The organism is Corynebacterium sp. HMSC078A10 (genome assembly GCF_001811565.1).
GTDB lineage: Bacteria > Actinomycetota > Actinomycetes > Mycobacteriales > Mycobacteriaceae > Corynebacterium > Corynebacterium hesseae.
The window spans coordinates 73,237-98,219 of the sequence record NZ_KV805216.1; the positions used below are offsets into that span (position 1 = coordinate 73,237).

A 24,983-nucleotide genomic window follows, 5' to 3' on the forward strand; every position below is an offset into this window, starting at 1 on the left:
GCCTTAAGAACGCGCAAGCCCCTTCCTTTAGGAAGCTTCGGGCTTAAGGCGCTATGGGCCTTAAGCCCAGTCAACATTGGTGCGCAGGGACGTCAGCAGGGTGCGCACTGCATCGCGACGGCGCGCAGAAGCCGTGCCTTCTTCGATGCTTAGGTCGAGCCCGCATTCGGGGTCCGCGGGTGGCCCGGCATGCGTGCAGCCACGCGGGCAGTCCTCGATGGCTTCGGCAAGATCGTCGAAGACCTCAATAACGTTTTCCGCGTCAATGTGGGCTAAGCCGAAGGAGCGGATGCCGGGGGTATCAATGATCCAGCCGCCGTGTGGCGTGCTTCCTTCAGCGGGCAAACGCAACGCCACCGACTGCGTCGACGTGTGCCGTCCCTTACCCACGGCGGAAACCTCGCCGGTTTCCCGGTTGGCATCGGGGACAAGCCGGTTCACCAGGGTGGACTTTCCCACGCCCGAGTGGCCGATGAGGGCGGTGACGTGGCCATCGATGGCCGCACAGACTTGCTCTAGCCCGTCGTCGACGCCAGCCTCCACCACGGTGACATCCAGATCCGCAAACTCCTGTGCAAACGGGGTGGGATCAGTGAGGTCTGTCTTCGTCAGACACAGCACCGGCTGGATATTTCCGGCAAAGGCAGCGATCAAAGCACGCTCCACGAACCCGGAGCGCGGCGGCGGATCGGCCACGGCGCTCACGATGAGTAGGCGGTCGGCGTTTGCTACCACGATGCGCTCATAAGGGTCGGTGTCATCCGCGGTGCGCCGGAGGACGGAGCGGCGCTCCTCGAGCTTCACGATGCGTGCGAGGGTGTCTTTCTTACCCGAGGTATCGCCCACGACGCCGACCCGATCACCAACCTCGACCGGAGTGCGGCCCATCTCGCGGGCGCGCATAGCGGTAACCACGGGGCCGTCGTTATCAAGCGCGACACCCCAGCGGCCGCGGTCTTTGGTGATGACCATGCCAAACTTGGCATCCTTGTGCTTCGGGCGGTCCTTCGTGCGCGGTCGCGACCCCTTTCCGGGCCGGATACGGACGTCGGATTCGTCGTAGCTACTTGCGCGCCTAGCCACGGATCATGTCCTCCCACATATCAGCAAAGCCAGGCAGAGTCTTGGACGTCGTGTCGATGTCCTCGACCTGGACGCCGTCAACGGCCAATCCGATAATGGCTCCGGCTGTCGCCATGCGGTGATCCGCGTAGGAATGCCATACCCCGCCGTGGAGTGGAGCAGGGGTGATGCGGAGGCCGTCGTCAAGCTCGGTGACGTTTCCACCAAGGGCGTTGACCTCCGCAGCGAGAGCCGCCAGGCGGTCCGTCTCGTGGCCACGCAGGTGTGCGATGCCAGTCAGCGTCGATGGCGTTGAGGCCAGAGCACACAGCGCAGCCACGGTGGGGGTGAGCTCACCGATATCGCCCATGTCGAGGTCGATGCCGCGCAGGCTGCGCGGGCCTTCCTGCGGGCCGGTCACCTTTAAGTAAGACGCCTCGCCGGGAGCCTGGGGGACATACTCGACCTTCGCGCCCATCTGCTCCAGGATGCCTCGGAAGGCGTCACCCGGCTGGTGGGTTTCCTCCGGCCAGTTCGGAATGCTCACGCTGCCGCCAGAGACGGCGGCAGCGGCAAGGAACGGAGTGGCATTGGAAAGATCCGGTTCAATGCGCCACTCACGGCCCTCAATCTCACCATGGTGCACGTCCCAGGTGTCCTTGCCCACCTCGACGCGGACACCGGCTTCGCGCAGCATACTGACGGTCATCAAGATGTGTGGCTGGGAGGGCACTGTGCCGCCTTCGTGGCGCACGCTTAGTCCCTTGCGGTAGCGTGCGCCGGCCAGGAGCAGACCGGAGACGAACTGGGAGGAGGCGGAGGCATCGATGGTGACCTCGCCGCCCTCCGGAACGCCGTGGGGGGTGATGGTCAGCGGCAGGCTGTCGCCCACAATGTCCACGCCCAGCTCACGCAGAGCCGCGGTCATCGTGGACATGGGGCGATTGCGGGCATAAGGGTCACCGTCGATGACAACGGGGCCATCCGCTAGCGCTGCCACCGGTGGTAAAAAGCGCATAATTGTGCCGGCTAGGCCGCAATCTACCTTCGCTCCATGCAGCTTTCCGGGAGTCACATGAAGATGCGAGCCTTGTTCGGAGATACCCACGCCCATGGCCTGCAAGGCCTCCTTCATCAGGTTGGTATCGCGGGAGACCAGCGGGTGATAGACGATAGACGGGGAGTCAGCCAGCGCAGCAAGGATGAGGGCGCGGTTGGTCATCGATTTTGACCCGGGGAGGTTTTGCGCCCAGGACAATGGCCCAGACGGTTGGGGTGCGCTCCAGAATTCAGACATGTAGTCCATAATAAAGGGCATGTGCGGAAGATTTGTTCTGTTCACCGAGTCCCTACTGGAGGAAGTAGGCGCGTGGGAGTCCATCACGGAGGTCCACGCGCCGGAAGGTCTGCCACCGGCGCGGTATAACATCGCCCCAACCCAGACCATCGCCATCGTCCGAGCTGAGGAGCATACCGCTCGCGTGGAGCCCGCACGCTGGGGGCTTATTCCGCACTGGAAGAAAGATCCGGACGGCCCGCCGCTATTCAACGCACGCGCGGAGACCGTGGCGGAGAAGCCCTCCTTCCGCGATGCCTTCAAGGCACAGCGCTGCGTCATCCCGCTGGACGGCTATTACGAGTGGAAGGCTGGGGAGGACAAGAAATCCAAGAAGCAGCCCTATTACGTCACCGGCCCTGATGGGCTGCTGTGGGCAGCAGGGCTGTGGGCCACGGGTATGGATAGGCTGTCGGTCACGATGGTGACCACGGATGCCACGGAGGAGATGGCATGGCTGCACCACCGGCTGCCCAAGTTTTTGACCACGGAGGAAATCGCGCCCTGGCTGGCGGGGGAGGCGCTTCTGGAGCCGAGCACCGTGCGGGGCTTTCAGGCACGCCCCGCGGATCCGGCGGTGGGTAATGTGCGCAACGACTACGCAGAGCTTATCGACGAACCACCGTCGACCACCCTGTTCTAACTCACCCTGTTTTAACGTGTGAGTGTTATGTCCATAGTGGCGTAAGGCGACCGGCTAACGCCGGTGGAATTTGCCAGACATGTGGTTGGATACTGGTATGGACAGAAGGCATATTGTCGACCGATTGTCGGATGCTCGCATGCAACCGTTTTTGGATGAGTGTGGCGGGAACTGTAAGCGCGCGCTGGCGTTATATGGATGGCATGCAGAGTTATCGTCTGCTGTTAAAGATGTTTTGGCGTTAACAGAAATCTTTCTGAGAAACGCAATTGACAAGGAATTGCTTGCTTGGAATGCCCGTAATAATGGTCCTCAAAGCTGGCTACTTGATCCGCCTCCTCGCCCCTTGCGTTCGATTGTCGGCTCCCAGAGGGAAAAGGCGATTAGGCGTGCACAAGCAGCGGTAGATTGCCGTCCTTCATCTCATCCTCGTCACGGTTGTGCTATCACTCATGATGATGTGCTTTCCCATACGACTTTCGGTCTTTGGCGTACGCTACTACCGAATCATCACCCTAACGCTAATCACGCTGCACCCGAGAATGTAGGACGACAAGTTTTATGGAATCAGGCTATTAAGTCTGCGTTCCCTAATGTGACCGACCCCGACGGATCGATTACGTATTGGAACGTATCGCACTGTAACGATTTGCGTAATAAAGTCGCTCACATGGACAGTCTTCTGAATGTGAACGTGATTGTCGAATCGCGGAGAGCGTTTGAATTGATTGATTCGATGGATCACCAAATTGCAACGTGGGTGTCGTCCCGAAGCCAGGTATCAAAGGTATTTAATAAGCGTCCTGGTCAATAAAAAAGAGCCATCTGGCGCATACGTCCAGAAGACCCTTTTTAGTCATAGCAAGGGACCATGTCCTTACTTTCTGACTCTGACTATAGGTGGCACGTCCCCGTGGTGTCAAGATTTTTGACTAGTACGGCTATTTCACTGCCGTAAACGTCCAAAAAGCCACTAGACATCACAGTTCTAGCGCGTGAGGTTTAGGCGGCGAGCACGTCAGCGAAGGAAAGGTCGAGCACACGGGGGAGATCCTCCGGGTTCATCTCGATGTCGAGTCCCCGCTTGCCACCGGAGAAAAAGATGGTGTCGAAAAGCAGCGCCGTTTCATCAACCACTGTCGGGAGGATGTGCTTGTGTCCCAGCGGGGAGATGCCGCCGGGGATGTAGCCGGAGGATTTGGAGGCGTCGGCAGGCGCGGCCATCGTGGCCTTAGAAGCGCCGAAGGCAGCGGCGGCCTTCTTGAGGCTGAGCTGGTAGGTAACCGGAAGGACGCACACGGCGAGCTGGCGCTTGGGGCCTTTGCCGGCGCTCAGGTCGATGACGAGGGTTTTGAAGATGCGCTCAGGCTCGACGTCGAGCGCCGCCGCGGCTGCGTCGCCGAAGTGCTCGCGGCCACCGTCGAAGGTGGAGACACTGTGGTCGATTCCTGCCTCTTCGAGGATTTTGAGAGCGGGGGTAGCGGCGTGCGGGGTCTTCTTGGCCATAGAATCCACCCTAGTCCGGAGCGCTAGGATGGTGAGCATGGCCACCGAAACGACGAGCGAGACGCTTCAGAAACAGCGATTGTTTGAGGAGCAAGCCTTGCCCTTGCTGGATCAACTGTATGGCGGAGCGATGCGCCTAACGCGCAACCCCCAGGATGCAGAGGATCTCATCCAGGAGACCTACCTCAAGGCCTATAGCAATTTTGATTCCTTCAAACAGAGGACGAATCTCAAGGCCTGGCTGTATCGCATCATGACGAATACCTACATCAACTCCTACCGGAAGGCCAAGCGTCGTCCGCTGGAATCCTCTGCGGATGAGCTGAGCGACTTTCAGCTGTATACCACGGCCGGGCATGACTCCACGGGCTTGGAATCGGCGGAGGTCGAGGCCCTCAAACAGATGCCGGATTCGGAGATTTCCGAGGCCATGAATGACCTACCGGAGGACTACCGCATGGTGGTGTACTACGCGGATGTAGTGGGCCTGGCTTATAAGGAAATCGCGGACGTGATGGGTACACCGTTGGGAACGGTGATGAGCCGCCTCCACCGCGGAAGAAAACTGCTTCGCGCGGCGTTGAAGGACGTAGCACGAGAAAAAGGCATTGGTCGCAACCACCCAGAGATGGAGGAGAAGTAATGGAACGCGCAACAGGACGCAATTGCGGTGCGTGTAACTCTCCGGAGGTTGAAGCGCTCTTTAGGGAACTATTCGATGAATCGACGAGCTACGCGCGAGCTATGGCAATCCGCGAGCATCTTGCGCAGTGCGATGCCTGCCAGCAACGCCTTGAGAGCGAGGAAGTAGTTCGGGCACTCGTACGCAAGTGCTGTGGGGGACAGGCCGCGCCGCAGTCGCTGCGCCAACGCATTAGCGTGCAGATTACGAGGACTGAAATTACCTGGGGATAGGTAAATTACCTGGGGATAAGCAAAGGGCTCGTTCCCGCCCACGGTGTTGGGGTGAGGAACGAGCCCTGAATGCTGACGTTATGCGTTAGGACGCTTGCCGCGGTTAGCGGACTTCTTGCGGCGATCCTTGCGCTTACGGCCACGCTTGCTCATCGCGTACTCCTTCGGTTAAGGGTAAATGAACTTATTCAACTGTAGCGGCAGGGTATGCCTGGGTGTTAATCGGGGGTGTGTCTGTTTAGGCAGATACGCGGGCACGGCCGCGGCTGCGGTTGCGGCGCTTGATAGCGCGGCGCTCCTCCTCAGAAAGGCCGCCCCACACGCCGGCATCCTGGCCGGACTCGAGGGCCCACTTGAGGCAGGAAGAGGCAACTGGGCAGCGGTTGCAGACCAGCTTGGCCTTAGCGATCTGGGTGAGTGCGGGGCCGGAGTTACCGACAGGGAAGAAGAGCTCCGGGTCCTCGTCGCGGCAAACGGCTTCGTGGCGCCAATCCATGATTGAAATCTCCTAACAAATTTTTGACAGCAGTGGGCGAAGTAGGCGCACCAAGGGCAGTCCACGGTGGTGAACTGAACTGAGTGCTACTGGGTGTAAGTGGACTGGTCTGCGGTCAGTGGGGCCCTGTCTCGAGTTAGGGCCAGCGTCGACGCCGCCGTGGTTCACTTTCTGTTAACTCGAAGGATTCTCCGAGTTAAGAACTGATTTAACAGCTCGTTGTTTTTGCTACCTGAGAATAATGACACGTTTACTCAAAGTCCGCTAGGGGTAAAGGGTGAAAAGTGTCCAACGTCACTAAATATATTCTTCCAATTTGCACTTTTCTAATGGGTGGGCGGCTGTAAGAAGCCTGTCAGTAGTTCCCCTACCTGCGGCGACGGGGAGATTGGGGTGAGTGTGGTGACCTGGATCGCGTCAAATCCATCAACCTCCTCGCTGCCCCCGAAAACACAGCAGGAGGAAAGCCGAAGCTGAGTACAGGACGTGCGAGTACCGCGGCGGCTGAATTGGCAGAGGGTGAAGCTTTGGCGTGGAGACTGCCTAAACCATGGGGCAGGGAAGTAGACTAAACGCCCGTGAATAAGAAGAAGAACCAGCCCTCAACGACACCTGACCGAGCTGCCGAAAACCGTGCACCGCGTACGGTGATGGCGGCTGCCGGCATCGCCGTGGTCCAATCCATCGCGGTTATCATTTTCGGCATCTTCCTCATAGTCCGTGAGGTTGCTGGCGCTGAGAACGGCTCTATGGTGTCTGATTCCGGCGCATCGAGCTTCGTGGGCCTGGGCACTGCCATCTTCATCTTTATCGTGTTTGGCTTTGTCATCGTCGGCTCGTGGGCCTTCGTCAAAGGCAAACGCTGGGGCCGCGGAGCCATCGTGCTGGTGGAATTCATCCTGGGCGCCATGGCTTTTCAGATGTTTAACGGCGGCTCAGCGCTGCTAGGCATCGTGACCTTGGCAAGCGCCGGGCTCGTCCTATACCTGCTTATGGCGCGGCCCGAGGCGGCGCAGTGGGCTGAAAGCCACTTTTAGTAGGGCACGCCTAGGCGGCGGTGAGCGCCACAGTGGTGTCGCCGCGCTGCTCAACGATGACCGTGCCCGCTAGCGTTAGCGAAATCGGGCCGGAATAGCCGTCACGGTCAACGGGGATGGTCTTCTCGGTTTTCCCGGTAGACCAGTTCACCACGTCGATCCCCTCCTCAGTGGGGACGAGTAGGCGTTCGTCGACCGCGACGCCGGTTCCCACCGCTTGCTCGAGAATGTGATCCACCTTGAGCTCTGTAGGGGTAAAGAGATAAAGACGCTCGCCGTCGAACCACGACATGTGGTGCGGCAGATCCGCAATCGCGGGCGCAAAGGGGGACGCGGCGTTGGTGATGGACTTCGAAGGCTCAACGTCCGTGGAAGACAGTGTTTCACCTTCAAAGCTATAAGAGACGATGCGCGGTGAATCGCCGGGGAGGAAGACCGCGGCTGCCTCTTGGCCGTAGGCGATGAGGCGCGCACCAGGATCCTCAATTTCGATGTCCTTTGTAATTTCCGGAGAACGGGAATCCTCAGGAGTGGCATTTTGGATGCGCAGCCACGTGGAGTCTGGGGAATCTGGGCAGGTTTCGGTGATACCCAGTGTTTCGGTGCGGGTCAGCGCTGAGGTGATGGCGCAGTCCTCGTGGGGCTGGAGGTTTGGCTCCTGTTTGGCGTCGACATCACCGTACTCAACCGAGCGCACAAGATCCGAGCGCCAGAGCTCTACGCGCTCTGCGGAAACGGTGCCCACGCGGTCATTCGACATGATGGGGACCACCTCCTCGGAATTGCGGGCGCTGCGGGTATCGGAGTATTGGCCGGTGGCGGCATCGATCGCCACTACATCGCCGCAACCATTGCCTGCGTCATAGGAAGCCACAATTTTGTTCCACGCTGTGGTGAGCGAACACAGGTCGGCATCGCGGCGTTGATAGGTCCACACTTCGTCGCCGGAGGCGTTCGAGGCGCTGAGCATATCGCCGTCATGGGTGATTAACAGGCCGTTGGAGGATACCGCGCGAGCCTGTCCCGGCACGAGAGTATTGGGAAGGCTGAAGGCTTCGGTGAGGGAGCTCGGGATGGCATCGAGAAGCGCCGGTTCATCGCCGGACGCGGCGTCCACCGCCGGGGTGAGCTCCGCCTTATGAATGGGTGCGGTGATGACCGCGCCGCCGATGGCGATGGCGCAGACCGCACTGATGGCGCCCACGGCAATCCAGTCCGCCTTCGTGGAGCGCAGAATGGGAGCCTTCTTCGACGAGTCGACCTTTGCCCGGGCCTTATCCAGCTGGGCTTCCTGGGTGTGCTCGGTGCTCATCGATGCCCTCCTTGACGGGGATTGCGTTTGCGGGAACGGGTGCGGCGAGAGGCGCGGGTGGAAGCCGCCGAGGAACGCGAGGAGCCTCCACGCGGCGATTCCCCGCGCGAGCCCGAACGCTTCGCTGCGCCCAGCACCTTGGTGGGCGGACCAACGGTGTCAGAAACGCCCTCGGGAATATCGAGCGCTTGCGCAAGCTCAGGAGAGGTGCTGAACCACTGTGGCGGCTCGGGCTGGTCCAGAGAAAGCTCATCGTTGATAACCTGCCATTTGCTCAGCTCATCGTAGCCAACGAGCGTTACCGCCGTGCCGGTGTGGCCAGCGCGGCCGGTGCGGCCAATGCGGTGGACAAAGGTCATGGGGTCATCCGGCACCTGATAATTAATGACATGGGTGACATCATCGACGTCGATGCCGCGAGCAGCGACATCCGTGGCCACGAGTATTTCCACGGTGCCTTCGCGGAAGGCGGAGAGCGAGCGCTCGCGAGCCTTTTGATCCAAATCGCCGTGGACCGCGCCCACGCTGAAGCCGCGCTGCGCGAGCTCGTCTGCGACGGCGGCTGCCGAGCTCTTGGTGCGCGTGAAAATGATGGTGCGCCCGCGGCCTTCTGCCTGCAGGATCTTTCCCAAGACCGCGATTTTGTCCATGCGGTGTGCCTGGAAGGTGACCTTGCGCGTGGAGGAGTGGGTCTGTTGGGCGTCGCCGGACTCGGCGCGAATGTGGACCGGCTTGGTGAGGAAGGTGCGGGCCAGCGTCACGATGGGCCCGGGCATGGTGGCGGAAAAGAGCATGGTCTGGTGCGGGTTGCCGTGCAGGAGGGAGAGAATCTTCTCAATATCCGGCAGGAAGCCCAAGTCCAGCATCTCATCGGCCTCATCCAGAACCAGAACGCTGACCTGCTCGAAGGACAGGTGCTTCTTCTGGCAGAGATCGAGCAGGCGGCCCGGAGTGCCCACGACGACGTCCGCGCCCCTCTTGATTTGTGTGATTTGCTCTTCATAGGGGCGCCCGCCGCACAGGGTGACGATGCTGAGCGGAAGATTGGCGGCAGCAACCTTGAGGTCCCCGCTGACCTGGATGGCCAGCTCACGGGTCGGCGCGATGACCAGCGCGCGGGGAGTGCCGTCGAGCTCCGGGATGTCGGCGTCATCGAAAACGCGATCCAGCAACGGCACACCGAAACCATAGGTTTTGCCCATGCCGGTGCGCGCTTGGCCAATGAGGTCGTGGCCATTCAGGGCGATGGGCAGGGTGAGCTCTTGGATGGCGAAGGTGTGCGTAATCCCGTTCTCAGCGAGGGCATCACAGATCTCTACGGCGACGCCGAGCTCGGCAAAGGTAGGGGATTCACGGGAATCGCGGGATGATTTCGGGGCAAGCACACCTTGATAGTAGAGGACGTGGCTATAGTGGGGCCATTAGAGCGCCGGGGGCGCAGGCCTCACGGCACAGACTAAAGAACACGATCTAAGGGAGTAGACACCACATGGACATCAAATTTGGCTTCGCCGATACCGCCCGCGAACTGGTCATTCACGCGGATGGTGAGCGAGAAGAGCTGACCCAGACCATCAACAACGCCTTGGGGGAGAACTCCACTCTCGAATTGAAGGACACCAAGGGCCGCACCTACATCGTGCGTACCGAGCGTGTGGTCTACGTGGAAATCGGCACCGTGCGCGCCCACACCGTTGGATTCGCAGGCTAAGTACGCGCTCGCTGCCTCAGCGGGTAGCCTAAATGGCCATGGATAATCCCGCGGAACTTAAGCAGCGCCCACAGTTCGTCTCGGCGGTGGAGCGTTTTGCTCGCGAGTACGGATGGTGGCGAGTGGTGGCGATTCCCGTCATGGTCGTCATCACGGTGTGGGTGCTGGTTGATGTTTTTCGTTCCCCAGCCCAGGATGCGGAGGTGTCGGTGACAGGGGAGACGTCGGCAAGCACTGCGGCTGCTGACGCACCCTCCCCCAAGGGGCCTGATCCCGCCAATGCCAGCGCAGTTGCCGCGGCCAAGGATGGCTTGCCCGCCGGCGGTGCCTTCACGGAGCAAGGTGATGAAACCTACCGCGACGCGGGCCCATCCTCCATGCATGCGGGCAAAGGCGGGAAGCAAACCATCCGGTTCTCAGTAGAAATCGAAAATGGCGTGGATACCTCCGCCTATGGCGGCGATAGGGCCGTCGTAGCGCTGGTCGACGCCACCCTGGCCGACCCCCGAGGTTGGACCGCCAACGGCGACTTTGAGTTCATCCACGTCAAGGCTGATGACAATCCCGATACGCACATCCGCCTGACCTCGCTGGGGACTACGGCGAAGTTGTGCGGCGCGCAGTTGGAATCAGAAACCTCGTGCCATACCACCATTACCGGGGAGTCCACGGTGAACCTCAACGAGTCCCGCTGGGTCCGGGGCGCTGCACCATTTGAGGGGGATTTGGGCAATTACCGCCAGTACTTGATCAACCACGAGTTTGGCCACGCCATCGGATTCGCCGCGCACCAGCCCTGCGGCGGCGCCGGTAAACTCGCACCGGTCATGATGCAGCAGACGCTGAGCTTGAACAACGCGCAGCTCTTTGAGAAAGAGCCAAACGAGATCTATCCGGATGAGGATGTCACCTGTGAGCCGAACCCCTGGCCCTATCCGACTCCCGCAAGTTCCGATCACACCAAACCCGAGTAAATCGGCCCGAAGCTAAAAAGGACTGTTTCCCCAATGCCATTGCCTCCTGAGCCCGTTCTTGCAGCCTTTAACGCTGAGTTCCATCCCCGCAGAACGCAGGGAGAGCTCGTGGGGCCTGCCTGGGATAACGGGATTCGCGTCGGGGATATTGTCTTTGCCGAAGCTCGCGCGTGGACCAGCTGGTCCGCCAAGGTGCGCGAGAAGCTCAGTCTGCCGGGAGCGCGCATTGCCCGCCCGGTGCTGACGGCGGATGGGCGCTACACGGCTGCCGGGTGGAAGGCCACGCAGTTCGTGGAGGGGCAGTTGCGCGGGCGCATTGATGAGACTGCCCAGTTGGCGCTGCGGCTCGATGAGGCCCTAGCGCTGGCGCCATTGCCCACGCTGGATAGGCGCGAAGATGTTTTTGCGCGGGCGGAGAGGGCTGCCTGGGAGGAGAGCGGTGAGGCCTATTCCGATACTGAGCTTGCAGGGCTTCCGCTGGTCACCGCGCACGTGGATGTCCTGGGGACCACGGTGTTCTCCGGGGCTAACCCGCCGGCGCTGACTGATATTGTGCCTTCCGCGGCCCCGCGCCCGGTGGGCTGGTCCGCCGCGGTGGTCATGGTGGATGGCCTCATTGCAGGGGCGGTGGACGATGAGATTTGTGCTCGCTTTGCGTCAGTGCCCGGTATACAGCAGTTGCTCTTGCGTGCTGTGGCGTACCGCCGTTACGTCAATATCCTGCACCCGCGGTCAAAGGCGACCGTGCGTTCGAACATCGAAAGGGTAGAAGCGGCCCTCGTGTCCGCAACATCTGACAGACTGTAGGGCGTGAAGTACAGCAGCGAATCCCCCACACGTACCGGCGTCACGCTTCCCCCCTCGCCGGATGTCCGCCTTATTCCCCGAAGACGTCGTGCTGCCTCGCGCACGTGGGACGTGCCATTGCCGCAACAGGGCACGTGGAGAGTCCTGGGAGCGGCGGGATCGGGAGTATCGAGCCTGCTTATCGACGTTGTCTTGGCACAACTGAACGCCGGCGCCGATGCCTCCGGCATCCTTGTCGTTGCCCCGTCCAAGGAATCCGGCTCGTTGCTGCGCCGCGAGTTAGCTGAAAACCTCGATGACTACGCCGCGCAGACCTCGATGGTGCGCTCGGTACACTCGCTGGCTTTTGCGCTCCTGCGCCAAGGCAGCGAGGAAGAGCTGCGCCTCATTACCGGTGCTGAGCAGGATGCGGTGATCCGTGAACTGCTCCAGGGACATGCTGCCGATGGCAGGGGCGCGTGGCCGGAGGAGATGCGCCCAGCCCTTGAGTACGTGGGGTTTGCGCGCCAACTGCGTGACCTGTTGCTGCGCTCCATCGAACGCGGCCTGGGGCCTTCAGATTTGGAGGAACTGGGACAGCGCTACTCCCGGCCCATGTGGGCGGCAGCGGGCGAGTTCCTGCGCGAATATGAGCGCACCCAGGCGCTGGCGGGTTCGCATTCCTATTCCGCTGCGGAGCTGGTTAGCCAGGTTCTTCTGCGCCCGGAGCTGCTGCGTGAGCATCCATGGCACACCATCGTGGTCGATGATGCCCAGCTGCTGGACCCGACCTCAGGACAATTAATTGCTGAGCTGGCAAAGACCGCTCGCCTCACAGTGATTGGTGGTGACCCCGACCAAGCGGTCTTTGCCTTCCGCGGTGCCAACTCGGAATTCCTCACCACTTGGGAGGCAGAGAACGAGCTGCGTCTGAACTCTACGCACCGCACGCCTTCCCCGGCGTGCGTCAGCGTTGTGGATTCCCGCGGTACTTTGCGCGATGTTTTGGCTAATACGGTTCGCCGCCGCCACCTCGAGGACGGGGTGCAATGGCGCGATATCGCGGTGATAGTGCGCTCCACCGGGGATATTGGTCCCGCCCGTCGCACACTGCTCAGCGCTGGCGTGCCGGTACATATCAATCCCACGGACGTCGTGCTTGCAGAGCAGCGCTTGGTCAAAGCAGTGCTCCTGGCATTGCGTGCCTTGGAGAACGAACTCGATCCTGCAGAGCTCGAGGACCTGATTACTGGGCCTGTCGGTGGAGCTGACCCGGTAACATTGCGCCGACTCATCCGCGGCCTGCGCCGTTGGAAGCCGGAGCAGCGCGGAATGGAATCGCTGCGTGAGTTGCTGGACGGTGAGTTGCCGGACTTCAACAACCTCCTCACGGAGCGCGAGGAAGCGATTCTGGCGCGCATTCGCGGGGTGCTGTCTGCCGGGCGTGCGGCCCTGCGCGCGGGAGCTGCCGTTGAGGAAGTCCTCTGGGAGGTGTGGCAGGCCACCGGTTTGGACACGCGCCTGCAGGCAGCGGCTCTGCGCGGTGGTGCCGCGGGCTCGCAGGCAGACCGCGACCTGGATGCGATGATGGCGTTGTTCGACGCTGCCGGTGATTACGCCGAGCGCCGTCCGGCGGCATCGTTGGAGTCCTTCATCCTGCACATCACGGAGCAGGAGCTGCCTACCGGCGTGCGCGACCGTCGCGCGGCCTTGCCCGATGCTGTAGAGATCCTCACTGCGCACGGCGCGGTGGGGCGCGAGTGGGACACCGTCATTGTGGCGGGCGTTCAAGAGGGCACATGGCCCTCGGTGGGGGAGACCGGCTCCCTCTTTGGACAAGAAGACCTCATTGATCTCATCGACCGCGACATTACGCCCGGCACACCGGTGAGCCACGTGTCCGGGCGCTTAGCGGAGGAGCGCCGCCTCTTCCACGTGGCTACCACCCGCCACTTGCGCCGCCTGCTCATCGTGGCGGTGGATTCGCCGGAGGGCGATGTGGTGGAGGAACCCTCCCGCTTCATCGACGAATTCCTTTCTGCACGCGGAGTCGATGTTCCCGGTGCACAAGCGCGCCGGGAGGCCGGCAAGCGCTTGGCGCGCCAGGCCTGGCCGCGCGAGTTGGGCCTCGAGGTTCCGGATCCGAGCCCGGTCACACTGCACAGCGGTTCACGTGGGGATGAGGAAGTGGATCCCCTCGATGTCTCGGTGTTGTCAGTGCCTTCCTTCGTGGCGCAGCTACGTCGCTGCGCTACCGATCCGGAAACCGGAGAGGCGGAGCGCTCCCAAGCGGTACGGCAGTTGGCACGTTTGGCAAAGGCTGGGGTCCCAGGGGCGCATCCGGATCACTGGTGGGCCGCGCGCGGCGTGGCCTCCGAGCTGCCGCTGCGTGGTGCGAGCACAGTATCGCCGTCCCGGGTCGATGCCCTGCTCACGTGCCCGCTCAACGCCGTGCTGGGGCAGCTGGTGGAAGATGATTCCTCGAACATCAACCTCGTGCGGGGCAACCTGGCGCATGCCTTCTTGGAGGCTTTAGGCCGCGGCGCGGCCGCTGAGCCTGCGAAGCGGCTGGTGCTCGATGCCTTCGACTCGCTCCTCGAAGGCCCAGCGTGGCACCGGGAAGCTGAACGCGCAGACTTTGAACGCCTCATCGACCGCACCCATGGCTGGGTGCTCTCGAGTTCAGTCTCGCTCGAGCCCGTGGGCGTCGAGGTCCCCGTCACCGTGGATATCGGTCCTGATGTCACCATCCGTGGGTTCATCGACCGGCTGGCAAAAGCCGGCGAGGACTATGTCGTGGTGGATCTCAAGACGGGGACAAAAGTCCCGTCGGCGACCAGTGCCCAGGACAACACTCAGCTCATGACGTATCAGTTGGCGCTAGCACACGGCCAGCTCGTCGGGGCTGCAGCAGAACCAGGTAGCGAATCTCATGACGTGTCCATCCGGACCGGTGATGGCCTGCCGCGAGGCGGTGGTGTTCTGGTGTTCCCGCGGTCGAGCGCTGCCTCCGTGCCCACCCGAGAACAAGCCACCAAGCCCCCAGAAGAGCTTGCGGAATTTGCACAAATGCTGCCCGCACTCGTGGCTGAGCTGCGCGGACCGGATCTGACCGCGCGCGAAAATGCCGATTGTGATCGCTGCCCAATCCGCTCTATTTGCCCCGTGATGAATGAAGGAGGTCTGGTGACCAATGCCTAAGAATCCGGCTCAACACTTCAGCCCTGAGGAGCTTGCTGCCGCGCTGGGCAAGCCTTTTCCTCCCACCCCGGAACAGGCCGCTGTTATCGATGGCCCGCTCGGTCCGAAACTCGTCGTGGCCGGCGCCGGCGCTGGTAAGACGGAAACGATGGCCTCACGCGTGGTCTCACTCGTGGCGAATGGTCTGGTGAGGCCCGAGCAGGTCCTCGGCCTCACCTTTACCCGCAAGGCGGCCCAGCAACTGGAGCAGCGCATCCGCCGCCAGCTGTTGACGCTGCGATCTTCTGGAATCCTTGCCCCGGGCAGCCCGGCGGCTGAGGCGGTAGAGAATATCGCCCCCAACGTGTCCACGTATGACTCCTATGCAGGCGATCTCGTCCGCGAGTATGGCTTGCTCATGCCGGTGGAGCCGAATGCCCGCATCATCACGGAGGCGGAACGCTATGCCATTGCCCACGAGGTGGTCAGCAACTACACGGGTTCGCTGAGCACCGATAATGCGGTGGCCACGGTGACCGCGACCTTGCTCAAGCTCGCGGAAACGATGGACGGGGAGCTCAAAGATCCGCAGGATCTCTATGAGCACGAGGATATCTTCCGAAAAACCGCTGAGGATCTAGAAAAGAGCAAGCGGACTAAAGGCGAGTTCGGTAAAGACTTGCAGAAGTACTTGGATATCCAGCGCCTGCGCTTGGAGCACCTGCCCTTGGTGGAAGCTCTCAAGAAAGAGCAAGCGGAGCGCGGGGTGATCACCTTCGGTGAGCAGATGTCCATCGCCGCCACCCTGGCCAAAAACTTCCCGCTTTTGGGTGAGCAACAAAGCGCGCGCTACCGCGTCATCATGCTGGATGAGTACCAGGACACCTCCCACGCGCAGCGCATCCTATTGCGCTCCCTCTTCGGCGGCGAGCGCGAGGGACTATCCGTTACTGCGGTTGGTGATCCCATGCAGTCCATCTATGGCTGGCGTGGCGCGACGGCCGAAAACCTGGAGGCTTTTGTCACGGACTTTCCGCAGCCTGATGGCACCCCGGCGCCGAAGGATCAGCTCACTACCTCTTGGCGTAACCCGTCGACGGTGCTGGGGTTGGCCAATGACGTGGCTTCGGAGCTCTTCTCCTCAAGCCCCGGCGAGCGCCCCGTGGATGAGCTGTCGCCCAAGCCCACGGCACCGGCTGGCACGGTTGAGCTGGGTTACTTCGCATCTGAGGACGAGGAGCGCTCCTTCATCGCTGATCACCTTCGTCAGCTCTATGAGTCCACGCCGGAAGGCGAGGATTTCAGCGCCGCCGTGCTCGTGCGCACCAATAGGCAATCGCCTTTGATCGCCGCCGCCTTGGATGAGGCTGGCGTGCCCAATGAGATCTTCGGCCTGGGTGGCCTGCTCTGGCAGCCAGAGATCCAAGACCTCGTGGCAGTGGCTACGCTCTTGGTGCGTCCACAGGACAGCGCGGCGGCACTGCGTGTGCTGACCGGTCCGATGTGCGGCTTGGGCATCGCCGATATCCAGGCGCTGCATTCGCGTCAGCGCAACCTCGCAGGCGCCACCGAGGGCCGCACGCGGTGGGAGGGCGGTGATCCTTTGGAGCACCTGGCTATCCAGGTCGAAGAGATCACTGCGGAGGGGCCGGACCAGGTGCTGGGGCTTGCCGACGCCCTCGCAGACCTCGGCGAACGCGATCGCTACAGCGCCGAAGGATTGGAACGCATGGAGGAGGTCTCCTCCAAGCTGCGTTACTTGCGCACCTATTCCCTGGGGAAGTCGTTGAATGACATCATCGCCGACATTGAGCTACTCTTCGGCCTGCGCACCGAAGTCCTCGCTTCCGGCAAGGCTGGTGGGACTACGCACCTCGACGCTTTCGCTGACTTCGTCGCGGGCTTCCACGGGGATGGCCTGGCGGGCCTCTTGGACTACCTTGAGCTGGCTAAGGAGAAGGAAGATGGACTCGAGCTGGGAGAGGTCCCGCTCGTGCGCAACCGCGTGCAGATTATGACGGTGCACAAGGCCAAGGGCTTGGAATGGGAGCACGTCTGCGTGGCACATGCGGATTCCTCGAGCTACAAGGCGCAGGCGGAAACCTTCCTGACCAAGATCGAGAAAGCCCCAGGCGATGAGGACGTCATTGATGTCCCCGAGGATGCGGTGACACGCACCGACTTCGACAAGGCGTGCACGGCATTCAAAGAACAAAACCGCGAGTTCCAGGCAGAGGAAGCGGCCCGTCTGTTCTATGTGGCGATGACCCGCACCGAGTCCACGCTGACGGTGACGGGCTCCGGCACCAACAGGATGAAGGGAAAGAATAAGAAGGGACCCTATTCCTACCTGCAGTTGCTGGCGGATAAGCACCCAGATCTGGTGGTCCATTGGGAGGTCCCCGAGGTTCCGGAAGAAGAAGCGGAAGGCGCGGTTAAAGAGGCGTCTTTCCCCTCGCTGACCCCGCAAGCGGAAGCGCTGAAAGCAGCAGACGCGGTGCGCGCGGCGATGGAGGACTTACCGTCGCTGCGTGATGGCGAAGTCTTTGGGCTCTGGGAGCAGGAGGCGAGTGCGCTCATCGAAGAATACAAGGCCCTTCAAGCCCCCGTGGTCGATGTTGAACTGCCTGGCGAGCTGACGGCCTCCGACATGGTGGCTATGTCGGCGGATCCCACCCAATTCGCGCGCCGCCAGCGTCGCCCCATTCCCTTCAAGCCCAACTCCTATGCCAAGCGCGGCACAGCTTTCCACGCCTGGCTGGAGGATCGTTTCGGTTCCCCAGCCTTGCTGGGGGAGGACGAGCTGCCAGGCTCGCATGACGAACCGGACCATGACTTGGAATCCCTCAAGGAGTCTTTCCTGGCCTCCGAGTGGGCACAGCGCACTCCCGCTTATGTCGAGGCACCCTTCGAGATCACCATTGGGGACTCGGTTGTCCGCGGCCGCATGGACGCGGTGTTCCAGCAGCCGGATGGCTCCTGGCTCATCGTGGACTGGAAGACCGGCCGCCGCCCGCAGGGCGCCGCATTGGCCTCGGCGCAGATTCAGCTGGCTGTCTACGCAGAAGCATGGCGGCGCATCCACGGCGTGGAGACCGTCCGCGCGGCGTTCTTCTACGTGCATGAGAATTATCTCTTGGAGCCGGATGACTTGCCCACCGGAGCACGGTTGGCTGAGCTTTTAAGCTCCGCAGTTTCCACGCCACCGGGGTTGAGTCTAAGGTAGTCTCACGAGGAAATCCGCACTGTCTAGGGAGGTTGGCACTTCGTGCCCAAGCACTTAGGTAAACGCTTTACATCGCGTTTCTTGTCGCAGGTTGAGCTGACCTCGCAGCCAGATCATGCGCTGATCGACGTCATCACGATTCCGCGCACGCAGAGCACTAGCCCGTGGAAACAGCTGGCAAGCCGCGTTATTTGGGCCATGGGGCTGTTGGTCTTCGTCACCATCGTCGTCTTTTTCGACGGCGATGGCTACAGCGAAGACCTGTCCTTCCTCGATGCCGCTTACTATTCAGCGGTGTCGTTGACCACTGTGGGCTACGGCGATATCGTCCCTGTGACCCCCACGGCGCGCTTTATCAACCTCGTTATTGTTACTCCGGCCCGCCTGCTCTTCCTTGTTTTGTTGGTCGGTGCTACCTTGTCGGTTCTGACGGATCGAGCCCGTCGCACGTTTGAAATCCAGAATTGGAGAAAGCAATTGCGTAACCACACCGTCGTCATCGGCTATGGCACCAAGGGCGCCGGTGCGGTCGCCGCGCTTATCGCCGATGACGTCCCAGCCTCCCAAATCGTGGTCGTAGACAATAACCGTGCGGCCCTAGCCAGCGCCGAGCACCATGGCCTTGTCACCATCTATGGCTCCGGAACCAAACAGGATGTCCTGCGCATCGCCGGCGCGCAGCACGCCTCCTCCGTGGTGGTGACGCCGTCCACGGACGATACCGCGGTGCTGTGCACGTTGTCTGTGCGCGAGCTCAATCCGAAGGCCAAGGTTGTCGCGTCTGTGCGCGAATCCGAAAACCGCCACCTTCTCCTGCAGTCCGGTGCCGACTCGGTGGTCACCTCCGCGGAAACGGCCGGCCGCCTCCTGGGCCTCGCCACCGTGACGCCAACGGTGGTGGAGATGATGGAGGACCTCCTCTCTCCGAATGAGGGCTTCTCCGTGGCCGAGCGCGCTGTACGCGAATTCGAGGTGGGCTCCAACCCGCGCCACCTCGCGGACATTGTCCTGGCCGTCCTGCGTAATAACGAGCTGCACCGCGTCGACACGGCAGATGCCTACGCGCTCAAGCCCGGTGACCGCCTGCTCTACATCAAGCACGAGATGCAGCAAGCCGCGGAAGATACCGATGAAGATGAGGACGAAGGCAACTAATGTTCCTGCCCGTCACCGAAGCCGGCCGCGTTCCGGTAACGCCACGAGGGCAACCTGTTTACCTGGCTGAGCCGGCGGGGGATATCGTGGTGACAGCCGGGGCCATCCATGCTTTCCTCATGGACACTGAGTCCGCCGAACGGCTCGGGACATTGCGCGATGCCACCTTCTTCAACGGCCAGCGCGATATTCTCAAAGCGCTGCACCTGATTCGTAACCGTCGTGAAGCGCGCTTTGATCCGCGCACTGGGCGTGAGCTGTCCTATCCTGCCCCGGGGGCTGTGGGCCACGATGGCGAGCGCCTCGTTTTCCCGCGCCTCGATCCGGCCGTCATCGGCATCATCCGCCACCCGGAAACGGACCGTATTCTTCTGGCTCGCAACCGGCACCGTTCAGGGTTCTTTTCGCTCATTGCCGGTTATGTTGATCCCGGCGAGACCCTCGAAGAGGCCATGGTCCGCGAGGCTTTGGAAGAAACCGGTCGCCGCGTTGAATCAGTTACCTACTGGGGCTCGCAACCCTGGCCACCGAGCGGTTCGCTGATGGTGGGCTTTTCCGCGGTCACGGAGGATGTCCGGCCCGTGTGCGATACTGACGGAGAGCTCGCGGAAGTGCGGTGGGTGTCCCGCGCTGAACTGCCAGAACTGACCATTGCCCGCAAGGGCTCAATTGCACACACGATGATTATGGAGTGGTTCCACGGTGATGAGACCGGATCTGTCCCTGCTTGATGAAGACCAGCGGGCCGCAGCCACGGCGCCGCGCGGTCCGGTCTGCATCCTCGCGGGTGCCGGTACGGGCAAAACGCGCACGATTACCTATCGCATTGCCCACATGGTGGACCAGGGCTTCGTCAACCCGCAACGCGTTCTGGCCGTCACGTTTACTACTCGTGCCGCAAGCGAAATGCGTGAGCGTCTCAATCACATGGGCGTCGGGGGAGTGCAGGCCCAAACCTTTCACGCCGCGGCGCGCCGTCAGCTGAAGTACTTTTGGCCGCAGGTTGCGGGGGATCTGCCTTGGCAGCTCATCGACAACAAGTTCAGCCTCGTGGGGCGCGCGGTGCGCTCACTCGGATTGGACAACAACAAGGACACCATCCGTGACTTCCTGGGGGAAATCGAGTGGGCAAAGTCCTCGCTGATCAGCCCCGAGGGCTATCCCGGCATCATCGAATCCACGGACCGCGAGGCACCGGGGGACCCGGCCAAGGTGGCGGAGGTCTTTCGCCGCTATGAGGACATGAAGGCCACTCCGGATGTCATGTACCTCGATTTCGATGATTTGCTCATGCATATCGCCGGTGCCATCGAGAACGTTCCTTCGGTGGCTGAGGTATTCCGTGAGCAGTACCGCACCTTCGTGGTGGATGAGTACCAGGACGTCACGCCGCTGCAGCAGCGAGTGTTGGAGGCGTGGTTGGGGGAGCGCGATGACCTGACGGTTGTGGGTGATGCTAACCAGACCATCTACTCCTTCAACGGGGCTTCCCCGGAGTACTTGCTGAATTTTTCTCGCACTTACCCGCAGGCCACTGTGGTGAAGTTGCAGCGAGACTACCGCTCCACCCCGCAGGTGACGAACTTGGCCAACGAAGTTATCTCAAAGGCTTCAGGCCGCGCTGCGGGAACCCGTCTGGAGCTGCAGGGTATGCGCGAGCCAGGGCCCGAGCCCACGTTTAAGGCCTATGAGTCTGAGGAGATCGAGGCCAAGGAGGTCGCGGGCCAGGTTCTGACCTTGCTCAACCAGGGAGTTAAGGCCTCGGAGATTGCGATCCTCTACCGCATCAACGCGCAGTCGGAGCAGTTTGAGCAGGCGCTTGCCGACGCCGGAGTGGTCTACCAGGTCCGCGGCGGCGAAGGCTTCTTCCGCCGCCCAGAGATCTTGGAGGCCATCCGCGTGCTCATCGCCGCCACGCGCCGCGATGATCTGCCGAACGATCCGGTGGCCGTGGCGCGCGCGGCCTTCGTGGAGCTGGGACTGTCCGCCACGGAGCCGCAGGGCGCGCAGGCCCGTGAGCGCTGGCAGTCGCTCACCGCACTGGTGGATCTCATCGCACAAATCGTGGAGGACCACGAGGGCATCGATCTTCCCGGCGTGCTCGGTGAGCTACACCGCCGTTCCGAAAACAAGCACAACCCCACGATGGAGGGCGTCACCTTGGCCACCATCCACGCAGCCAAGGGCTTGGAGTGGGATGCGGTCTTCCTCGTTGGTCTCACCGAAAAACTGCTACCCATCAACCACGCCATCAAGGCCGGCGATGAGCACGTGGAGGAGGAGCGCCGGCTGTTTTATGTCGGCATTACTCGTGCGCGCGAGCACCTAGCTTTGTCGTGGGCTCTGGCAAAGACCACCGGCTCGCGGGCTTCGCGTGAGCGCACTCGTTTCTTGGATGGCGTGGTGCCAGGAATCGAAGAAAGCCAATCCTCCAACCGCCGCTATCGCCCGCGCCGCTGCCGGGTGTGCTCGGGCCAGCTCAGCAGCCCAGCGGAAAAGGTCTTAGGCCGCCACGAGTGGTGTGAATACGAGGGCGATGAGGATGTCTTCAACGCACTGCGCGCGTGGCGTGCGTCCGTGGCGAAGGACTCTCAGGTACCTGCTTATGTCGTGTTCTCTGACGCCACCCTGCAAGCGATCTCGGAGGCGCTTCCCACAAACGAGGCGGAGCTGCTCGATATCTCCGGGGTGGGCCCTTCCAAGCTGGAGCGCTATGGTGCGGAGGTGCTGCAGATCATCGCGTCTGCCCGCGCTTAAACACCGGCGCAATACGCGCAGCGCGGGTGTTCAATGAGCAGGCGGCGTTGCTCCATGCCGTAGAGGTCTATCTCCGTGAGCTCACCTGCTAGCGGTTTACCGCCTGGTGCCCCGGGTGGGGCGGGTCTTCCCAAGAGTCGGCGGATGGTCACCACCGCATGCATCACTATCGCCGTGCGCACGATGGGATCACCCGGTGGCTCTACCGCTGCGGCGCGGTGAGCCACCTCGTGCCACTGCTCGTCGGCTTCGATGCGATGCAGGTGCGCGCACATCGGACAGGGACCGGCTCCAGCTACGCGGACCGGTCCGATGATGCCGCGGGCATCGAGCATGGACACTGGCAGCCAGGTCGCCGGGGAATTACTCAGTGCCTGTGCCCATTCCGTGGCGCCATCCAACATATCGACGGCCACGATAGGCAGGTGCCCGGCCACGTTCGCGATGTACTCGGCGGGGGTTTCGCTGTGGAGAGGGGAACGGGGTTGGAAGGAATCGCTAAGCAGGACGTCGCGCAGCTCATTGGCCAGGGCCGAGGTCCCCAAAACCGCCACGCGCTGGGGACGGGGAGCCGGCCACAGAACGCGGTAGCTAATCAGATCATCGACCAGACTGCGAGCAGCGGAGGCGCTAACGCCTGTGTTCTCGATGGACTTTTCAATGGTCTGCCGGGTCAGCGGAGTGCGCAGCCGGTTGAGCAGCCCCGCCAGCTGCGGGTGGGCTTCGAAGACCCCAACGCGCGTGGCATCCATCCCACATTGGAGAATTCCAGGCTCGCGTTCAATGACCACGGTTTCTGGCGCCAACATGTACGTCTTAGCACCCATGATTTTCCTCCCCGTTCTTTAACCCACCCCAGTTGTGTTTAGCCACCATTGCACCACAGGTAGAATGCCCTGTCATGTCGAGCAATCCCGAGGTACGCGTTATCCGCTCCGCCCGGCGCCGCCGCACTGTCCAAGCCCGCGTCGTTGATGGCGTCGTGGAGGTGCGCATCCCCGCCTGGATGTCGGCGGCGGAGGAACGTGAAGCAGTGGATGGCATCGTGGCGAAGGTCCGCAAGAAGCACAGCTCTTCGCAGCTTTCCGACGACTCCTTGTCCTCTCGCGCCCGTACCCTGAATGCCCGCTTTCTGGAGGGCCGCGCCACGGTGGGATCCATCCGGTGGGTGAGTAACCAAAAATCCCGCTGGGGTAGTTGTACTACCTCAACGGGAGATATTCGGATTTCTGACCGGCTGCAGGATGTTCCCGACTACGTCCTCGACGCCGTCATCATCCACGAGCTAACACACACCTTCATCCCGGGCCATGGCCCGGAGTTTTGGGAGTGGGCCGATCGAGCCCCCAAAGCCGAGCGCGCGAAGGGATACCTCGAGGCCTACCAGCGCTTCCGCTAGTTCTCGTCTTCCGGCTTGTCCTTTTTGTTTTCTTTATCCTCGCCAGCGTCCGTGTTCTTGTCCTCGTCAGCAGCATCGCTGCCGCTGGCGTCCTGCTGGCGGAGCATCTCCTCCAGCTTGGAAAACTCTTCTTCAAAGCCCTCGTCGGGGGTGTCATCGAGCAAACCGTCGATGAAGGAAGCCGGGTTCTCCAAGTGCTCGGCGGTGGGCAGCAGGTCCGGGTGGTCCCAGGCGGAGTCACGCTTATCGGCGCCCACCGCGACGGTGGCGCGGCGCCACAGCTCAGCTGCCGCCTCTACCTTCGGTGCGTTTAGCTCAATGCCAACGACCTGGGAGAAGGCCTTTTCTGCGGAGCCACCGGTGGAGCGGCGGTGAGCCCACGCCTCATTCATCGCCTTCGTGGACGGGATGCGCTCACCCAGGGCCTCGGTCACTACGTGCTCGACCCAGCCCTCGACGAGCGCCAGGAGAGTCTCCAAGCGGGAAGCCGCGCCCGCATTGCGGGAGGTGATCCGCGGGGACAGGTCCATGCCCTGCAGCTTGTTCATCGCATCCTGGATGGCCTGCGGGTCACCGGACTCCAGGTTGAGCTCGCGTGTGGCTTCCTCGATGTGAGAAGTGTCGATGACCAAGCCCATGGCGTATTCCTCCACGGAGGAGACGAGGCGCTCAACCAACCACGGCACGTGCTTGAACAGGCGCTGGCGGGCGGCCTCGCGGGCGCCGATATAGACCAACACTTCTTGGCCCGGAACGTTGAGATCGCGCGCTATGGCCTGGATGTTGTGCGGCAAGAGCGCGGTGGTGCCCGCGGGGGAGACCGGCAAGCCGAAGTCAGAACCGGTAAGTGCCTGCGCGGCCAAGTCACCCAGGGCATGGCCCAGCTTCATTCCGAAATTCATCCCAGACATCGAGTTCATCATCGAGGTCATCGGCCCCATCATCTCGCGGGCTTCTTCCGGCAGGGATTCCAGCTGCGCGGAGTTCATGTGTTCCGCCACCGGGGTGACCATGCGCTGCCACATCGGCAGGGTCTCATCCAACCATTGCGCAGAATTCCACGCGGTCACGGTGCCGGATGCGGTAGGCAGAATCGTGGCATCATCCAACCACAGTTCCGCCAACCGCACGGCTTCCTGCACTGCAGTGCGGTCTTTATCATTGATCTCTTTATCGCCGGAGATCTGCTGGTGCGCGATGCGCTTGGCCAGGTCATAGTTGACCGGGCCTGCACCCTCCGGGGAGTTCATGGAGGAACCCATGCCGGAGAGCATCTGGCCAAACTGATTCAACAAGTCTCCTAGGCCACCGTTGCCCGCGCTGAAGCCGAAGGCGCCGAACGGGTTCTGGTCGCGACGATCGTTATCATCGTCATCGTCGTTATTGGGGAAGGAAAAACCGAATCCGTTGCTCATGGGGCCTAATCTACTAGGTTTCCTAGCGCGGATTCTAGGACCACGGCAACGCTGAGAGCGAACAAGCATCACG

The 24,983-nt window shown here is 61.8% G+C and carries 23 protein-coding genes; 14 read left to right on the top strand and 9 right to left on the bottom strand.

Features of this window, described 5'->3' with window-relative positions:
- Positions 1–60: 60 nt before the first annotated feature.
- Both rsgA and aroA read right to left on the bottom strand, forming a co-directional pair.
- A complete protein-coding gene (rsgA, locus tag HMPREF2808_RS08365) occupies positions 61–1,083 on the bottom strand; it encodes a ribosome small subunit-dependent GTPase A (RefSeq protein ID WP_070624431.1) in 1,023 nt (340 codons plus the stop codon).
- Entirely contained in the window at positions 1,076–2,380 is a 1,305-nt protein-coding gene (aroA, locus tag HMPREF2808_RS08370; RefSeq protein WP_070624432.1) for a 3-phosphoshikimate 1-carboxyvinyltransferase, read from the bottom strand. Before aroA ends, rsgA begins: the two co-directional genes overlap by 8 nt.
- Between aroA and HMPREF2808_RS08375 the strand changes: the two genes are divergently transcribed.
- Together HMPREF2808_RS08375 and HMPREF2808_RS13095 are read left to right on the top strand one after the other, a co-directional pair.
- Positions 2,379–3,041, top strand: coding sequence for an SOS response-associated peptidase (locus HMPREF2808_RS08375; protein WP_070624433.1), 663 nt, complete (start codon positions 2,379–2,381; stop codon positions 3,039–3,041). The genes aroA and HMPREF2808_RS08375 overlap by 2 nt on opposite strands.
- Positions 3,042–3,165: 124 nt before the next feature.
- The gene (locus tag HMPREF2808_RS13095; protein ID WP_210386357.1) at positions 3,166–3,855 is read left to right on the top strand and encodes a hypothetical protein; all 690 of its coding nucleotides are present in this window, start codon (positions 3,166–3,168) and stop codon (positions 3,853–3,855) included.
- A gap of 188 nt (positions 3,856–4,043) precedes the next feature.
- Here HMPREF2808_RS13095 and ybaK read toward each other — a convergent pair whose 3' ends face one another.
- Positions 4,044–4,547 carry a Cys-tRNA(Pro) deacylase gene (gene ybaK / locus HMPREF2808_RS08380; protein WP_070520181.1) on the bottom strand — a complete coding sequence of 168 codons (504 nt, stop codon included), beginning with the start codon at positions 4,545–4,547 and terminating at the stop codon, positions 4,044–4,046.
- Positions 4,548–4,584: 37 nt separating this feature from the next.
- Between ybaK and HMPREF2808_RS08385 the strand changes: the two genes are divergently transcribed.
- Both HMPREF2808_RS08385 and rsrA read left to right on the top strand, forming a co-directional pair.
- Positions 4,585–5,190, top strand: coding sequence for a sigma-70 family RNA polymerase sigma factor (locus tag HMPREF2808_RS08385; protein WP_070520183.1), 606 nt, complete (start codon positions 4,585–4,587; stop codon positions 5,188–5,190).
- Positions 5,190–5,462, top strand: a complete 273-nt coding sequence (rsrA, locus tag HMPREF2808_RS08390; protein ID WP_070520186.1) for a mycothiol system anti-sigma-R factor — start codon at positions 5,190–5,192, stop codon at positions 5,460–5,462. Before HMPREF2808_RS08385 ends, rsrA begins: the two co-directional genes overlap by 1 nt.
- 78 nt (positions 5,463–5,540) lie before the next feature.
- On the opposite strand, the gene HMPREF2808_RS13985 is transcribed toward rsrA, so the two are convergent.
- Positions 5,541–5,615, bottom strand: a complete 75-nt coding sequence (locus tag HMPREF2808_RS13985; RefSeq protein WP_100227335.1) for a 50S ribosomal protein bL37 — start codon at positions 5,613–5,615, stop codon at positions 5,541–5,543.
- An 85-nt stretch (positions 5,616–5,700) separates the two neighbouring features.
- A complete protein-coding gene (locus HMPREF2808_RS08395) occupies positions 5,701–5,958 on the bottom strand; it encodes a WhiB family transcriptional regulator (protein ID WP_010189168.1) in 258 nt (85 codons plus the stop codon).
- Positions 5,959–6,536: 578 nt separating this feature from the next.
- Here HMPREF2808_RS08395 and HMPREF2808_RS08400 point away from each other — a divergent pair.
- Positions 6,537–6,995: a hypothetical protein gene (locus tag HMPREF2808_RS08400; protein ID WP_070520188.1), complete on the top strand. Its 459-nt coding sequence runs from the start codon at positions 6,537–6,539 to the stop codon at positions 6,993–6,995.
- 10 nt (positions 6,996–7,005) lie between these two features.
- Here HMPREF2808_RS08400 and HMPREF2808_RS08405 read toward each other — a convergent pair whose 3' ends face one another.
- Together HMPREF2808_RS08405 and HMPREF2808_RS08410 are read right to left on the bottom strand one after the other, a co-directional pair.
- Positions 7,006–8,307: an Rv3212 family protein gene (locus tag HMPREF2808_RS08405; protein WP_070520190.1), complete on the bottom strand. Its 1,302-nt coding sequence runs from the start codon at positions 8,305–8,307 to the stop codon at positions 7,006–7,008.
- On the bottom strand, positions 8,304–9,692 hold the full coding sequence (locus HMPREF2808_RS08410) for a DEAD/DEAH box helicase (protein WP_070520193.1): 1,389 nt from the start codon (positions 9,690–9,692) through the stop codon (positions 8,304–8,306). Before HMPREF2808_RS08410 ends, HMPREF2808_RS08405 begins: the two co-directional genes overlap by 4 nt.
- Positions 9,693–9,796: 104 nt before the next feature.
- Between HMPREF2808_RS08410 and HMPREF2808_RS08415 the strand changes: the two genes are divergently transcribed.
- From HMPREF2808_RS08415 to HMPREF2808_RS08450, 8 genes are read left to right on the top strand one after another with little or no spacing between them, the layout of a single operon-like run.
- Entirely contained in the window at positions 9,797–10,018 is a 222-nt protein-coding gene (locus HMPREF2808_RS08415; protein ID WP_070520196.1) for a DUF3107 domain-containing protein, read from the top strand.
- A gap of 32 nt (positions 10,019–10,050) precedes the next feature.
- Complete coding sequence (locus tag HMPREF2808_RS08420; protein ID WP_070520198.1) at positions 10,051–10,992, top strand: DUF3152 domain-containing protein; 942 nt, start codon at positions 10,051–10,053, stop codon at positions 10,990–10,992.
- Between the two features lie 33 nt (positions 10,993–11,025).
- Positions 11,026–11,799 carry a hypothetical protein gene (locus tag HMPREF2808_RS08425; RefSeq protein ID WP_070520200.1) on the top strand — a complete coding sequence of 258 codons (774 nt, stop codon included), beginning with the start codon at positions 11,026–11,028 and terminating at the stop codon, positions 11,797–11,799.
- Positions 11,800–11,802: 3 nt separating this feature from the next.
- Positions 11,803–14,979, top strand: a complete 3,177-nt coding sequence (locus HMPREF2808_RS08430; protein ID WP_246818546.1) for an ATP-dependent helicase — start codon at positions 11,803–11,805, stop codon at positions 14,977–14,979.
- Positions 14,972–18,184, top strand: coding sequence for an ATP-dependent helicase (locus tag HMPREF2808_RS08435; protein WP_070624434.1), 3,213 nt, complete (start codon positions 14,972–14,974; stop codon positions 18,182–18,184). The genes HMPREF2808_RS08430 and HMPREF2808_RS08435 overlap by 8 nt, the downstream gene beginning before the upstream one ends.
- Positions 18,185–18,226: 42 nt before the next feature.
- On the top strand, positions 18,227–19,339 hold the full coding sequence (locus HMPREF2808_RS08440; RefSeq protein ID WP_070520204.1) for a potassium channel family protein: 1,113 nt from the start codon (positions 18,227–18,229) through the stop codon (positions 19,337–19,339).
- Complete coding sequence (locus tag HMPREF2808_RS08445; RefSeq protein ID WP_070624435.1) at positions 19,339–20,070, top strand: NAD(+) diphosphatase; 732 nt, start codon at positions 19,339–19,341, stop codon at positions 20,068–20,070. Before HMPREF2808_RS08440 ends, HMPREF2808_RS08445 begins: the two co-directional genes overlap by 1 nt.
- Complete coding sequence (locus HMPREF2808_RS08450) at positions 20,042–22,096, top strand: ATP-dependent DNA helicase UvrD2 (RefSeq protein WP_070624436.1); 2,055 nt, start codon at positions 20,042–20,044, stop codon at positions 22,094–22,096. The genes HMPREF2808_RS08445 and HMPREF2808_RS08450 overlap by 29 nt, the downstream gene beginning before the upstream one ends.
- On the opposite strand, the gene HMPREF2808_RS08455 is transcribed toward HMPREF2808_RS08450, so the two are convergent.
- Complete coding sequence (locus HMPREF2808_RS08455) at positions 22,093–22,923, bottom strand: TOMM precursor leader peptide-binding protein (RefSeq protein ID WP_070624437.1); 831 nt, start codon at positions 22,921–22,923, stop codon at positions 22,093–22,095. The genes HMPREF2808_RS08450 and HMPREF2808_RS08455 overlap by 4 nt on opposite strands.
- Before the next feature lie 74 nt (positions 22,924–22,997).
- Between HMPREF2808_RS08455 and HMPREF2808_RS08460 the strand changes: the two genes are divergently transcribed.
- Positions 22,998–23,495, top strand: coding sequence for a M48 metallopeptidase family protein (locus HMPREF2808_RS08460; RefSeq protein ID WP_070520212.1), 498 nt, complete (start codon positions 22,998–23,000; stop codon positions 23,493–23,495).
- Here the strand turns inward: HMPREF2808_RS08460 and HMPREF2808_RS08465 are convergent.
- Positions 23,492–24,910 carry a zinc-dependent metalloprotease gene (locus HMPREF2808_RS08465; RefSeq protein WP_070624438.1) on the bottom strand — a complete coding sequence of 473 codons (1,419 nt, stop codon included), beginning with the start codon at positions 24,908–24,910 and terminating at the stop codon, positions 23,492–23,494. The two genes, HMPREF2808_RS08460 and HMPREF2808_RS08465, sit on opposite strands and share 4 nt — an antisense overlap.
- Between the last annotated feature and the right edge of the window lie 73 nt (positions 24,911–24,983).

Bases quoted from the DNA above. Each gene is read 5' to 3' on its own strand.
- HMPREF2808_RS08375 (WP_070624433.1), top strand. From the start codon at position 2,379: ATGTGCGGAAGATTTGTTCTGTTCACCGAGTCCCTACTGGAGGAAGTA.
- HMPREF2808_RS08455 (WP_070624437.1), bottom strand. From the start codon at position 22,923: ATGGGTGCTAAGACGTACATGTTGGCGCCAGAAACCGTGGTCATTGAA.
- ybaK (WP_070520181.1), bottom strand. From the start codon at position 4,547: ATGGCCAAGAAGACCCCGCACGCCGCTACCCCCGCTCTCAAAATCCTC.
- HMPREF2808_RS08465 (WP_070624438.1), bottom strand. From the start codon at position 24,910: ATGAGCAACGGATTCGGTTTTTCCTTCCCCAATAACGACGATGACGAT.
- HMPREF2808_RS08425 (WP_070520200.1), top strand. From the start codon at position 11,026: ATGCCATTGCCTCCTGAGCCCGTTCTTGCAGCCTTTAACGCTGAGTTC.
- HMPREF2808_RS08445 (WP_070624435.1), top strand. From the start codon at position 19,339: ATGTTCCTGCCCGTCACCGAAGCCGGCCGCGTTCCGGTAACGCCACGA.
- HMPREF2808_RS08460 (WP_070520212.1), top strand. From the start codon at position 22,998: ATGTCGAGCAATCCCGAGGTACGCGTTATCCGCTCCGCCCGGCGCCGC.
- rsrA (WP_070520186.1), top strand. From the start codon at position 5,190: ATGGAACGCGCAACAGGACGCAATTGCGGTGCGTGTAACTCTCCGGAG.
- HMPREF2808_RS08420 (WP_070520198.1), top strand. From the start codon at position 10,051: ATGGCCATGGATAATCCCGCGGAACTTAAGCAGCGCCCACAGTTCGTC.
- HMPREF2808_RS08415 (WP_070520196.1), top strand. From the start codon at position 9,797: ATGGACATCAAATTTGGCTTCGCCGATACCGCCCGCGAACTGGTCATT.
- HMPREF2808_RS08385 (WP_070520183.1), top strand. From the start codon at position 4,585: ATGGCCACCGAAACGACGAGCGAGACGCTTCAGAAACAGCGATTGTTT.
- HMPREF2808_RS08395 (WP_010189168.1), bottom strand. From the start codon at position 5,958: ATGGATTGGCGCCACGAAGCCGTTTGCCGCGACGAGGACCCGGAGCTC.
- HMPREF2808_RS08405 (WP_070520190.1), bottom strand. From the start codon at position 8,307: ATGAGCACCGAGCACACCCAGGAAGCCCAGCTGGATAAGGCCCGGGCA.
- aroA (WP_070624432.1), bottom strand. From the start codon at position 2,380: ATGCCCTTTATTATGGACTACATGTCTGAATTCTGGAGCGCACCCCAA.
- HMPREF2808_RS08435 (WP_070624434.1), top strand. From the start codon at position 14,972: ATGCCTAAGAATCCGGCTCAACACTTCAGCCCTGAGGAGCTTGCTGCC.